Annotated in this window: 9 protein-coding genes; 5 read left to right on the top strand and 4 right to left on the bottom strand. The window is 58.0% G+C overall.

Annotated features, from left to right (window positions below):
* Positions 1 to 49: 49 nt before the first annotated feature.
* Complete coding sequence (locus G560_RS0111510) at positions 50 to 973, top strand: glycosyltransferase (protein WP_028914014.1); 924 nt, start codon at positions 50 to 52, stop codon at positions 971 to 973.
* 15 nt (positions 974 to 988) lie between these two features.
* Here the strand turns inward: G560_RS0111510 and G560_RS0111515 are convergent, their stop codons facing one another.
* Positions 989 to 1648 (bottom strand): ABC transporter ATP-binding protein, encoded by a 660-nt coding sequence (locus G560_RS0111515; protein WP_022704464.1) that lies wholly within the window; start codon positions 1646 to 1648, stop codon positions 989 to 991.
* A 12-nt stretch (positions 1649 to 1660) separates the two neighbouring features.
* Positions 1661 to 2887: a KpsE/RkpR family capsule polysaccharide export protein gene (locus tag G560_RS0111520; protein WP_155947247.1), complete on the bottom strand. Its 1227-nt coding sequence runs from the start codon at positions 2885 to 2887 to the stop codon at positions 1661 to 1663.
* A gap of 140 nt (positions 2888 to 3027) precedes the next feature.
* On the opposite strand from G560_RS0111520, the gene G560_RS0111525 reads away from it, so the two are divergent.
* Positions 3028 to 3816 (top strand): ABC transporter permease, encoded by a 789-nt coding sequence (locus G560_RS0111525; protein WP_022704466.1) that lies wholly within the window; start codon positions 3028 to 3030, stop codon positions 3814 to 3816.
* A 22-nt stretch (positions 3817 to 3838) separates the two neighbouring features.
* Here the strand turns inward: G560_RS0111525 and G560_RS0111530 are convergent, their stop codons facing one another.
* Together G560_RS0111530 and G560_RS19105 are read right to left on the bottom strand one after the other, a co-directional pair.
* Positions 3839 to 5050: a hypothetical protein gene (locus G560_RS0111530; RefSeq protein ID WP_022704467.1), complete on the bottom strand. Its 1212-nt coding sequence runs from the start codon at positions 5048 to 5050 to the stop codon at positions 3839 to 3841.
* Positions 5047 to 7626, bottom strand: coding sequence for a glycosyltransferase (locus tag G560_RS19105; RefSeq protein WP_022704468.1), 2580 nt, complete (start codon positions 7624 to 7626; stop codon positions 5047 to 5049). The genes G560_RS0111530 and G560_RS19105 overlap by 4 nt, the downstream gene beginning before the upstream one ends.
* A gap of 225 nt (positions 7627 to 7851) precedes the next feature.
* On the opposite strand from G560_RS19105, the gene gmd reads away from it, so the two are divergent.
* The 3 genes from gmd to G560_RS0111550 all read left to right on the top strand — a co-directional run.
* Positions 7852 to 8865, top strand: coding sequence for a GDP-mannose 4,6-dehydratase (gene gmd, locus G560_RS0111540; RefSeq protein WP_081647647.1), 1014 nt, complete (start codon positions 7852 to 7854; stop codon positions 8863 to 8865).
* Positions 8862 to 11405 carry a glycosyltransferase gene (locus G560_RS0111545; protein WP_022704470.1) on the top strand — a complete coding sequence of 848 codons (2544 nt, stop codon included), beginning with the start codon at positions 8862 to 8864 and terminating at the stop codon, positions 11403 to 11405. Before gmd ends, G560_RS0111545 begins: the two co-directional genes overlap by 4 nt.
* On the top strand, positions 11402 to 13144 hold a 1743-nt coding region (locus G560_RS0111550; RefSeq protein WP_028914018.1), incomplete at its 3' end, for a class I SAM-dependent methyltransferase. The genes G560_RS0111545 and G560_RS0111550, both read left to right, overlap by 4 nt.

Here is a 13144-nt window from a genome sequence, read left to right on the forward strand (position 1 = left end):
CCTAGAGCTGTAATTCTGCGGCTGTCGAGTATGAAGGATGAACGCGCGCATGACCCCCCAACGGATCACGATTATTCTGTGTACGTTCAACGGCGCGGCCTATCTTGAGGCGCAATTGCAATCCTATTTGGCCCAATCCCATTCCCTCTGGGACCTTTGGGTCAGCGATGACGGATCGACGGATGAGACTTGGGCGGTGTTGGAAAAGTTTCAGCGCGATCATGGACAAGGGCGCGAAATCAGGGTGTTGCGCGGGCCGGGGCGCGGGGCCTGCGTGAATTTTCTGTCCTTGCTGTGCCATCCGGATTTGCCCGCAGGCCCTGTGGCGCTGTCGGACCAAGATGATATGTGGATGCCCCAAAAACTGGCGCGGGCTTTGGCGGCACTTGGGGCGGCTGGGCCCCTAGCCCTTTACGGCGCGCAAAGCCTGCATTGTGATGCGGGCCTGCGGGTGCTGGGCCAATCTGTGTCGATGCCGCATCCACCGACATTTGGCATTGCGCTGGTCCAGAATGTGGTTAGCGGCCATAGCGCTGTGTTAAGCGCAGATGCGGTGGCGCTGGTGCGGTCGGCAGGGGTGCCAAATGCCGTGCCATTTCATGATTGGTGGCTGTATCAACTGATATCCGGCGCGGGTGGGGATATCGTGATCGACCCTGATCCTGTGCTTTACTATCGCCAGCACGGCGCGAATGTCATGGGGGCGCATCGCGGCCTGCGCGCGCGGATTGACCGGATCACGGTGGCGATGGGCGGCCGCTATGGCGATTGGATCGCGGCCAATCTGGCGGCCTTGGCGGGTGTTGAACGCCTTTTGACTGCGGAAAACCGAAAGGTCCTGACCCGATTGCGCGCCCAACCGCGACGGGCCGGACTGGCCCGCGCCCGTGCTTTTGCTGCGTGCGGGGTCCGGCGGCAAAGCTTGGCCGCTACGGCAGTTTTATATGTGGCGCTTATGCTGGGGCGGGTCTAACCCTTTGGATAATCGCTAAAATTGCCCCATGTTGTGGTTGTGGTGGCGAATGCCATCTTCGACATCGGCGTAATACTGCAGCTTGCCGTTTTCGAGCACTGCGGCGGCTGTGCATAGCTCCCGCACCTGGCTCATCGCATGGGTCACGACGATGGCGCCGGATGTCTGCATCCGGTCCCTGAAAACCATAGCACTTTTGGCACGAAAGGCCGCATCGCCCACAGCCGTCACCTCATCCACAAGATAGGTGTCAAACTGGATGCCCATCGAAATGCCAAAGCCCAAACGGGATTTCATACCCGAAGAATAGGTCCGAAACGGCAACCGGAAATGGGCGCCCAGATCGGAAAATTCTTGCACAAAATCAATCAGCTCATCCGAATCCACCCCGTAGACACGCGCCAGAAAACGGGTGTTTTGCGCGCCTGTAAGTTCGGGATGAAACGACCCTGCAAACCCCACCGGCCACGAAATGCTGCCATTGGACAGGATGCGCCCAGATGTCGGGTCAGTCGTGCCCGCGATCATTTGCAACAGGGTCGATTTGCCCGCGCCATTGCGCCCCAAAAGCGCCACGGACGCACCGCTTGGAACAGTCAGGCAGATGTTATCGGCCACGGTTTTGCCGCGCCCGTCCGTTGAAAAAACCTTGGTTAAATGGTCAAACTGGATCATCCCGATGGCCCCTTAACGGCGGTCCCTGATCGAATAATAGACCAGCGCACCAATCGACCAGCTTAGAAACAAAAACAGCGCAATTGTGCCCAGCAATGTGGGGCGTTCGGGATAGATTGAGGATTCGGCCTTGGTGGGTTGCATATAGGCGGCCAAATACCGGCTTTTGCGCCGCGCCTCGGCCAAGGAAGCGTCATAACTTGCCAGCGCCGTGGTATATGTGCGTTCGGCGAATTCCAGTTCCACCGTCAACCTCTCATACTCGCCCATGATGTCGGCCATGCCGGATTGGGTTCCATCGCCGCCCCCTATCCCCAACTTGCGGCGTTCTGCGTCAATGCGGGTTTCAATCACCACCAAACGGCGTTCAGCCTGCACCACACGGGGGTCATTGGCCTTGGTCGCATCCTGAAGCAAGTCGAGCGCAATCAAGGCGGCGGCCTGTTGGGCCTGAAGATTGCCCAACAACCCCGCCTGTGTTTGCAAATCAAGCTGCGGGTTAACCAACTGATTTACATTGCGAAATTTTGTCACCGCTTCACGTGCCGTTTTCAGCCGCTCTTTCGCCTCGGTCAGATCATCAAACGCGTTGGTGATCGCATCCTCACGCGCGATAGAGCTTAGCTCATTTATCATTTCCGAGCTTTTTTCAAACAGGCTTGTCGTGATGCGCAAGGCATCCTCGGGGTCAAAAGCGCGCGCCTCCACCTCGAGCAAACCGCCGCCTTTGCCGCGCGACAGCTTGACCATGACATTCCAGTAATCGACCAATTCTTCGAGCGTGGCATCAGGGGCAATCGCAAAAACGGGGTCGTTTTGCGGGCGTGACCAGATTTTGCGCAGGTCAATTTCGGCGTCAATATCCGCCACCAAACGCTGGCTAGGAATAAATTCGAATAAAATATCGGTATCCGACGAGCTGGAGTTCGAAATCCCCGTCAACCCGCTGAGAAACGACAGCGCCGAGGTTTGCTGTTCCAACCGCACCGCAAAACCGATCCGCGAATGGTACTGGTCGGCCGCACGAGTCCACAGATACCACGCCACCAGACCGGGCGGCAGCAGGACGCAAAAAACAAAGCTGATCAAAAGCAGATGATGGCGCAGTTTAAAGCGCGCCCGCGCCACAGGTTTGCGAACCGCCGTTGTATTTTGAGGCTGCGCCACGGGGATAGGCCGCGCAGGGGCAACTTCGGCCAAGGCGGGTCTGGCGGGTTTTTCGGCGGTCGAAGCTGTCACTGCAATCTCACTTGAATCACGCGGCAAGGTTCACCCTGAAGGCACATTGTTAATATTTAATTACAATCGAAAGGTTATAAACGATTTCTTCACTCTTGTACTGCCAAGCTGGGCCAAGCTGCGAATTGGAATGAGACGCGATGCAAAACAGGTTCCGTGCAAATGCCCGTTTTGGGGGGCAAAGGGCGATTGTCGCGTTGATGTTGCGCGAAATGTCGACGACCTATGGGCGGTCCCCCGGTGGGTATATTTGGGCGATTTTGTCGCCTGTTGCCGCGATTGCGTTTCTGTCACTGGCGTTTTCGGCCTTTTTTCACACGCCGCCCATCGGCAATAGTTTTGCGATGTTTTACGCGACGGGGATGGTGCCATTCTTGATGTTCAACGACATCCAAAACAAGGTGTCGCAATCCCTTATGTATTCAAAACAATTGCTTGCTTACCCTAAGGTGACGTTTCTTGATGCCTTGATCGCGCGGTTTTTGCTGAATTTCATGACCCAGCTTTTGGTCGCTTACATCATCTTTGGCGGAACGATGCTGTTTTTTGAAGGGACGCTTTCAATTGATATTTTGACCGTTTTGGATGGGTTGCTGCTGGCGGCGCAGCTGGGCCTTGGGATCGGGACGTTGAACTGCTTTATCTATCTGCGCTTTCCGGTGTGGCAGCAGATGTGGTCGGTTCTAAGCAGGCCGTTGTTTTTGGTGTCCTGCACCATGATCATGTTTGACGGGATTCCCGAACCGTTTCGGGACTGGCTGTGGTGGAACCCGCTGGTCCATGTTGTCGGTTTGGTGAGAGAGGGGTTTTACGATGGCTATGACGGGTACTATATTTCGTCAAAATACGTGATGCTTGTGGCGATGGTCTGTTTTGCGCTTGGCCTGTTGTTTTTGCGCCGCCATCACAGGGACCTGTTCGAACGCTAAACCTTTGTCTAAGGTCATGTTTTCAAAGGTGATGGTCGGCTTTTGGGCGCCAAAAAGCCTTGAACCCATCGACAATTTTACGCCCGCGTGATGGGGATACCACGCCGTTGCGCACCCGTTTATCGCAGGCGATAAGCTGGTCCATCACACCGCAAAGGGCGGCATCCCACTGCACCAAAGGGGCACCCATTGGCGGCATGGAGCGATTGGCCGCCCCCCCTGCCCTGATAATTCCGGCTTGTAAGCTATCCCACAAAGCTGGCAAGTCGGTTGGATCATCAAGCAAGGTTGGACCTACCAGCAACTCCTCATGATAGGGTTTTTCGGCCTGCCAGCGCGGCGCTTCAAACAAGCGGTCGCAATCTTGGGGCGACAAAATGCTGCGCAGCGCGGCAAGATTGTCGCGCACAATGGGGCGGTAGCCCAGTACCTGCGCAGACCCCACGGCCCAAGGTTGGCGCACGGCCAGTTTGGGGCACCAGCGTTGAAAAATGAATTCGGTTGCGGGTTGGTGCGCCGACGGGCGAAACCGCCTGTTGCGCAGCAAAAACCCGATCAAAGCAGGCGGAGACGAGCGGTTGCTGTCATGGCCAGACGTCAGTGGCAGACCATAGAGCCCTGCGAAATGGGCAACGACATCCGGCTTGGACGGGTAAACCCGCAACCGGACATTCGGGATTTGTGACCATGCCACTAGGTCCATCCCAAAGCTGTAGGTCATGTTGGCGCGGGTCATCCAGGCGTTCAAACTGGGCGCAGACCACACGCCCCACTGCCAATAGGACGCGTTAAGCCATTCCACCGGCGGCCGCAGAAACGTGACCACATCCACAGGGGGATTTCCCAAGAGTTCCAGCATCTTGGCAAAGTTGGCATGGCGGTAAATCCACCCTTCGTTCGACAAAATCGGGATGTGGCTTTGTGCCTTGCCATTGGCATGGGCCGTCCGCAAGGTTCGTGTAAACTTTTCAACCATTTGCGCGTCGGCCATATTCGGGCAGCAGGTATAACCGTAAGGCGACTGCAACCCCGCATGGGTCAAGGCGGCGCCATAGAGCGGCGTCAGCGAGAACGGCACTTTCGCCGCCGTCCCCCCTTGGACAAGTGTCGAGACATAGCGAAACCTGCGCCCGTCTTGGCCCGTCATATCCGGCATCTTGGTCAATGCGGCCTGCAAGGCAGAGCTGCCACATTTCGGCGCGCCTATATGAAGGATAAGCTGCGGCTGGATCATGATGCGAATTTGTACCTGCGTTTGCGCGGCTGGGCGTGGGCGGGGGGAGGTGACGGGATCGCAGGATTGGGATGAGGCGCGTTCAGACCCTGCAGTAATCTTTCGATTTCAATCTTGTAGCTGCCGTCCAAGGGCAATAGCCCGCCCCGCCCCCGGACCGCAAGAGACGCCCGCAGCGCATCGGCCTGCCCGCCCAGATCAAAGCAAAATACCGGAAGCCCCGTGGCAATCGCCTCATGCGTGGTGAAAGAGAAGGTTTCGGGCCAAATTGACGGGATCAACCACCCCGAAATGCCATAGCGGGCAACCAATGTGGGCAGGTCGCGGCGTTCATAATTGCCGTGAATGGTAGTGTTGGCATCAAGTTTGAAGGCGGGATCAAGCTGGCCGATCACCACAAGCTTTGCGCGGGGGTCACGGGCCAGATCGCGCGACAATTGCTGCACGACGCCCGCCCCTTTGTGCAGCCCGATATTGCCCAGAACCCCGATGACCGGACCGCCCGCAACGGGGGGAACGACCCTTGGAATTGTTGCCAGCAGGTGATGCGGGGTGACGACGGTGCGCGCCGCCGTTTCGGGCCAGACTTGGGCAAGGATCGCGCGGCTGCTGTCGGAAAACACGGTGATTTTATCAGCGGCTTGCATCAACTGACGCCAGGCATTTTGCCAGCCTTGCAGAGACATCGCGGGCAAACCAGGGCGATCTATGCGGTGGGCAGGGTCATCTGCGGCAGGGGTGCCCGCGCGCGGCGGGCCGTGATAGGCACCGTTTGCGCCAAGCAATGTATAGGACGGGCTGACCGGAAAGAAGTCATGCATCAACACCTCTAGGCCCTGCACCCCGCCCGCGATCGGGTTCGCCCCGCGCCCTGCCAGATCCAACAGCAGTGCAGGCAATGTGGCGGGGTCGCGGTCGCCCACGCCACAGGAATAGATGACCCGCCGTTCGGGCAAACGGGCGATCAAGCGACGGATCAGGGTGATGTCATTCGTGAGCCCTTGGGTCACACCGAACGGCGTGTGCAATTCCAGCTTCCAGCGGTGGCCTTGCCCGACGCGCAGCACCACGGCCGAGCGCCCCTGTTCCGTTTCACGCGCGATGCGGCGTTTCAGATCATTATCCGCCCCGCCCCCCATCGCATGGGCAAGCCAAACAGGCACCGCCTGCCCTACTTGCCGCCCCGCCGCCCATGTCAGGCCCAGCGCAAGACGGGCCGTGACCATCGGATCCTGACGGATAAAGCGCTGCACTTCGGCGTCATAAGCAGGATAACGGCCCGAGATGATTGCACCGTTGGTTTGCAGCAACGCCTGCTTGGCGGCAGCGCCAAAGGACCGCCCCCCCCGATGTTCGACGAACAGATTTGGGGTGCCAAGATGGAGGCCGCCCAGCGCGCGGATCCTTTGGCACCAATCGGTTTCTTCGCCATAACCGCGCCCGAAACCTGTATCAAATGTAGGCACTTGCGCCAAAAACTGTGGGGCCAGCGCCATGCAGAACCCCACACCAGTCGGGGCATGCACCAGACCGGCGGTGGGGTGCAGCAGCCGCGCGGCGGCGTCCAGCCTATCCGCTTCGCCGCGGTGCAGCGCGATGGGGCGGCAAGGTGCCGGAACGGTGAAAATTTCGGCATCATTGGACATCGGGGTGACGCTTGCGACCTGTGGATCGGCCAAGGGCGCGATCAGACGAGAGGTCCAGCCCGCAGGCAACAGCGCATCGGAATTCAGTAAGACCACGGGATCGTTTGGCCGCGCACGGGCACTGGCGAAGCCGCGATTGACCGCCCCGATAAAGCCGAGATTGACGTCATTCAAGATGAGATGGACCTGCGCTTTGCGGTCTGGGGATTGTGCCCATGCAACCAGCCAAAGCCGGACGCGGGGATCTGTGGAACAATCTTCAACCACGATGATCCGCAGGGGCAAATCCGCGTGACGTTCGGCGCGGTCCAACGCCTCCACCATCAGGTCAAACGCGTTATAAACGGGCATGACCACGGTGACGGTTTTGAACCTTTGCACGGGCGGGATGGCCGGCGACAGCACGGCATCCGACATTTCGGCGGCATCGGACCGAGACACAAGACCAAGCCGTTCCTTGACCACCTCACGCGCCACCAGATCGCCCCGCCGTTTCCAACGCCAAATGTGGGGGACCAGCGCCATAAGGGTTCGCAAATAGGGCAACCAAAGCCAAAGCCGCGCCAAATTGACCCGCGCGCGCGAAAAACCGGGCAACGACAGAGCGGTTTCAGCGCTGTCTTTGAACATCAAAAGCTGCGGGGTGCCCGGTTCAAACGGAATATCAACCGTAAAGCCGCGCGCCGTTCGGGATTGATGCGCAAGATCGGGCACCACCCAAACCGTTGCGCGGTTCAGGCGCAAGCCGATACGGTCCGCCTCGGTCCAGCCTTCGACAACCAAACGGTTGCGATCCAGCCGCAATTCGTCGATTTGTGCAAGGCCAGTGCTGTTCGGGGCAAGGCAGTTACAGCACAACCTTAGGTTTTCATCGGCATAGCGCGCAAAAATACGGGTAAGGCGGTAAAACACGGTCTGGCTTTCTGTCATCGCACAAAGAGCCTTGGTACGCCCCGCCCTGTGTCGCCAATTGGCGGCGGTAGCCTCGACTCATCCAAAAGGGATTTTTTGGATGAGGTTAATAAAGATAGTATAATCTTAACATATAATTAAGAAATATTTCGAATGTTCAGCTTGGACAATGGTTAATGCCTTGCTCTCCTGCCGCAGCAGACGGGAAATGGAAAAACTTTAAAAAAGAAGTTGGATGCGATCATGAAAACCGCTTTTATAACTGGTATTACGGGGCAAGACGGCGCGTATTTGGCTAAACTTTTAGTTGAAAAAGGTTATAAGGTGCATGGTGGGGTCCGCCGCATTTCACATCCCGAACTGGGGCGGTTAGAGGCGTTGGGCGTGGCCAAGGATGTCCATATCCATGACTTTGACCTGACCGAGCCAAACAACATCTACCGCGTTATCCGCGACGTCGCGATGGACGAATTTTACAATCTGGCGGGGCAAAGCTTTGTCGGCGCATCATGGGAGTTGCCGATCTATACCTCTGATGTCGATGCCATGGGCGTGGCGCGGGTGCTGGACACATTGCGCACATTGCGGCCCGAGACACGGTTCTATCAGGCCTCTACGTCCGAGATGTTCGGGTTGGTGCAAGAGGTGCCACAGCGTGAAACAACACAGCTTCATCCGCGGTCGCCATATGGTGTGGCCAAGGTTTACGGGCATTTCATCACGATGAATTACCGCGAAAGTTTCGGAATGCATGCGTCTTCGGGGATATTATTCAACCACGAAAGTCCGCTGCGGGGTAAGGAGTTTGTCACCCGCAAGATCACGCTGGCGCTGGCGAAACTGGCGCATGGCGGGGTGGATGCCGTGCAGCTGGGCAATATGGATGCCCGACGCGACTGGGGGTTTTCGGGCGATTATGTCGAAGGCATGTGGCGCATGCTGCAACAGGATGTGGCGGATGATTACGTGCTGGCGACCAACACCACCACCACGATCCGCGATTTCGTGAACTATGCCGCCGACGCGTTGGGGATGGATCTGGCTTGGGATGGCGAGGGGGTTGCCGAGACCGCAACCGACCGCAAAAGCGGCAAACGCGTGGTTGAGATCAATGAGAAGTTTTTCCGACCGGCCGAGGTAGAGTTGCTGATCGGCGACGCCCGCAAAGCCCGGGAAAAGTTGGGATGGACGCCAAAGGTGGATGTGCGTGAACTGGCGCAGATGATGGCGAAATCCGACTTTGACGCCTTGCTATGATGCGGGTCATGGCGCGGAGCTTGCCTGTTGCACTGCGCCGCAGCTTGCGACGGCAGATGCGGCGGTTTGGTATGGGCCCCGCGATCTCTGGATGTCTGGAGGGCGTTTGCGGGGTTGAGGTGACGGGGTGGGTGACTGCCGCCCCGCGCGATCGGGGCGGGCTGCCTGTTGGGCTGTTTGCGGCAGATGTGCTGCTGGCGGAAACGAAGGCCGACGAATATCGCGGCGATGTGCGCAACGCCGGGTTTGGCGATGGCGGGTCCGGGTATCGCTTTGCCCTGACGGGAAAGGTAATTGAGGCGGCGGGATTGGCGGAGGGGCGGCTGACGGTTCGGCTGCTGGACGGCACACAGACGGTTCTGGGCGACGTCATCCTATCTGCATCGCTTGCCACACCGCTTGAAGACACGACTTTGACCGATTTGCAAAGCTGCCGGATTGTATTGTCGTCGGAACTGGCGTCGCTTGCCGCAAGCCTGCGTCTGATGCCTGCGTTTGAGGCCGAGGCCGCCACGACCGAAGAGCCGCGACTGGACAAGCATGATGTGATGTTCGCCACGACGGGCATTCTTCCCGAGCATAGCGAGGACATTCTGCGCCCGTCGGGCCAAAGTGCGTATCTGGATTTCACCGCTTACCGGTTCCGGCTGAACGAGGGTTTCGATCGCTTTCAAGAGCATGAGGATCTGGACAAATACCTGTCTTGGTACATCGAGACTTACCGGATGAAATCACCTTGGCGGATCCCGCTGGGCAAGACCGAATTGGACCGGCTGAACGGTTTTGTCACAATGCCGGGCCTGTCACCGTCGTTTACCCGTGCGATGTGGTGGCGGCTAAGCGCGCAGCCCAAGCTTATGGGATCGCTTTGCCAAGAGCAGGTGCCGTGGTACATTTATTGGTGGTGCATATCCGAGGCCCCAAGCCTGGGGTTTGAAGATTGCCTGATCCCGCCGCATTTTGTCGAATTGATGCAAGCGATCCCCCCTGTTCGGCAATTGGATGGATTCGCCTTGTGCAATTTCACCGAACAGTACCTGTCGGGGCACAAACCCTTTCATTTCCTTGACAGAACCAAGGCCGACCATCGGCGGCTGCTCGTTTTGTGCCTAATGCTGATCGCAGCGGCAGGGCGGGCGCATATCATGCGGTATTTGCCCACGGCGCAGGTCGATGCGCTGTTGAAACTGCGCAACGGCGTATCGGATCTGGAACGCTTTGCCGCTGCGATTCTGCCAACCGACGATGCCCCCCCCCTGCCCGCCCTGACGCCGGAACGCTTTGCGGGATTGCTGCGCCTTCAAGGCTATGATCTGGCCGCGCGCGCCTTTTTGACCGTCACGCCGCATGGCGACCGTTTCCATGCCGCCGCAATGCCCGTACCTGCGGGGCCGCCAACAGTGGATGTGCAAATGATTGGCCCGTTTCAAAAGGCATCGGGTTTGGGCCAAGCGTCACGCCTGTCGCAGACGATTATGGAGCAGACGGGGTATAGCGTGAATGCGGTGGATTTCGGGATGGATAACCCCGCGCCGGAAGGCTTTAGCCAAGTGGGCGAATTGTCGGCCTATAAACGCGCCCGCGTGAACCTGATCCAGTTGAACGCCGAGTCCATCCCGCTGGCCTTTGCCTATCAGCCCGATGTGTTTTCGGGCGCGTATAATATCGCCTATGTCTATTGGGAATTAGATACGCCTGCGCTGTGCCACTATTTGGGCATGATGATGATCGACGAGATTTGGGTCGCGGCGGAGTATGGAGTCAAGATTTACAAGCCACATATGGACAAGCCCGTGACCAATGTGGGCATGTGCTATGAAGATGTGGGCGACGTGGACCGGACCCGCGCACGGGCCTTTGTGAACCGGCGGTGCCGCCTGAAGGGCGACGAATTTATCTTTCTCGTAGCCTTTGACAGCTTTTCTTTTGTGCAGCGCAAAAACCCCGTCGCGGTGCTGGAAGCGTTTCGCAAGGCGTTTCCCGATCGGCCTGATGTGCGGTTGGTGGTGAAAACCCAAAACCGCAATTCGGTTGCCGATCCGCAGCAGTTAAAGATTTGGCGACAGGTTGATGCGATGATGGCGCAAGACAGCCGAATCAAGCTGATCAACGAGACGTTGAGTTATGAGGATCTGTTGCTGCTGAAAAAGGGTTCCGATTGCTATATTTCGCTGCACAAATCCGAAGGCTGGGGCTTTGGCATGATTGAGGCGATGGGGATAGGTGTGCCTGTGGTTTGCACCGGCTATTCCGCAAACATGGATTTTTGTTCGGATGAAACCGCATGGCTGGTGGATCACGTCGAGGCGCGATTGGGCCCGCAGGATTACATCTTTGTGCGCAAGGATCAGCATTGGGCCGAGCCTGACGTGGACCACGCCGCACTGCAATTGCGCGCGGTCTATGACAACCCGGGCGAACGGGTCAGACGCGCAGAGGCTGCATTGAGAAACGTGCGCCAGAATTTTTCGTCGCACGCCATTGCACAGCGTTTCAAGACACGACTGGACGCAGTTTTCAAAGGATTAAGTGAGCCATGAAAGCAGGCGATTTGGGGATTGGGACAGGAATTGCGGGGATGGGACAAGGGAATATGATTGACCTTAGAACCTGGCCGCAGGGCGACAGCGTGGTGCTTGGGCTGCTGGACGAAATCGGGGCACAGCAGGCACCCAAGGGGCCGGTTGTGTTGGTCGAGGCCGAGACGTTTCCCGCGGCGGTGATTGCGCGGTTTGATACGGCGGTCAAGGCAGGGCGCGCCAAGGATACGCCCGACGGATTTGCCACATTCGCGAGCCGTGACTTTTCCAACCTTGCCGCGTTCCGGCACGCCAATCAGGCCGTCACCCGCCCTGCCATGACAATAGACCTTGCCGATCTCCGGGTCGATCCTGCGGCTGTATTGCCGCAGCTTTTACGGCTGCTGGCCCCTTCGGATGCGGCCCTGGCCGATGCGCCTGACACCGCCAAACGCTTGCGCATTTGGCAAGCCGCCAACCCACCCCCAGATCTTTTGCGCTTTCGGTATTATGACGCCACGATGTTCAAGCATCTTGCCGCCCTGACCCTAGAGCGGGATGATGTCGAGGCGGTGTTTCAAGACCTTTTGGGCAGATCGCCGTCTGTCAAAGGTGCCCTTGCTTTGCAAACCCAGCCAAGCCTTGGCAATTTGCGCGCGGCCCTTATGGCATCCGAAGAATATGTGAAACTGCACCGCCCCGCACACACCACAGGCGCCGAACAGACCACGACAGACCACAACGGGTTTGCGGGCTTCGCAGCCGCCTTTGATCGCCCCGAAACAGCCCTTGCCGTGACGCCGCCCGAAAACCGCGCAGCCGCCCGCGCCAAGGCCGAGGCGGCAACCGCCCCTGTGATCGCCGCCCAACAAAGCTATCAACCCTTTTACGGGCTGAGCGACCCGAAACACAGCACGCGCGAGGCGCTTTTGCGCGCCAGTTGCGACCTTTTGGTGCAGGAATTCGCCCATGTGCAACGCAAAAGCCAGATCCGCATTCTGGATGTCGGCTGCAACGCAGGCTTTGCATCTTTTGTGCTGGCTGAGACTTTTCCCAATACCATTGGCTTTGACGTAAACGCCGTCAACATCGCGCTGTGCCATGCGTTAAAGGCGCATTCTGGATCAGCCGCCATGTTTTTCAAAGCGGACCTGCTGAAAATCGCGGAAACCTCGGCCAAGGACTTTGAGGCCTTGGATGCGGTGTTGTTTTTGAACGTGATCCACCAGCTAATTTTTGCAAAAGGCATCCCTTATGTGAAAGCGATGCTTGCCACCCTGTCGCGCCATGTCGATTTGATAGTTGTCGAGCTGAGCCGCCCTGCGGAATATGTGCCGTTCGGCAAGGACCACCTGCTGCCCTTGGACCCCGCCGAGATTTTGGAAGACTGCCGCGATGCCACCCTGACCCTGATCAAGGATGGCAAACGGCCCGTCTATACCATTCGCCGCCGCGCGCTAGAGGTGGACGGGTTACGCGTGCCTTACAGCAAGGTGAATTACAGCCTGCATGACAAGGCGCGCGTGAACCGGAAATATTATTTTGGCAGCGACAGTTTTACCAAGGTCATCCGCTATACGGCGTTGCAATCGCGCGACAAATTACAAACAGAGCTGCACGGTTTGCGGGCTCTGACCGGGCAAAACATCGCCCCGGCGATCCGCAGTTGGGATGATGATGGGGTAACGGCAGGTCGGGTTGTGATGGAACGGCTTTACGGCCCGATGTTAAGCGAGGTTTTGGGCAGCTTGACTGCGGCC

Source organism: Pseudorhodobacter ferrugineus DSM 5888, assembly GCF_000420745.1.
In the GTDB taxonomy this organism is placed as follows: Bacteria; Pseudomonadota; Alphaproteobacteria; order Rhodobacterales; family Rhodobacteraceae; genus Pseudorhodobacter; species Pseudorhodobacter ferrugineus.

Coding starts and splice junctions, on each gene's coding strand:
- G560_RS0111510 (WP_028914014.1), top strand. CDS start 50: ATGACCCCCCAACGGATCACGATTATTCTGTGTACGTTCAACGGCGCG.
- G560_RS0111515 (WP_022704464.1), bottom strand. CDS start 1,648: ATGATCCAGTTTGACCATTTAACCAAGGTTTTTTCAACGGACGGGCGC.
- G560_RS0111525 (WP_022704466.1), top strand. CDS start 3,028: ATGCAAAACAGGTTCCGTGCAAATGCCCGTTTTGGGGGGCAAAGGGCG.
- G560_RS0111530 (WP_022704467.1), bottom strand. CDS start 5,050: ATGATCCAGCCGCAGCTTATCCTTCATATAGGCGCGCCGAAATGTGGC.
- G560_RS19105 (WP_022704468.1), bottom strand. CDS start 7,626: ATGACAGAAAGCCAGACCGTGTTTTACCGCCTTACCCGTATTTTTGCG.
- gmd (WP_081647647.1), top strand. CDS start 7,852: ATGAAAACCGCTTTTATAACTGGTATTACGGGGCAAGACGGCGCGTAT.
- G560_RS0111545 (WP_022704470.1), top strand. CDS start 8,862: ATGATGCGGGTCATGGCGCGGAGCTTGCCTGTTGCACTGCGCCGCAGC.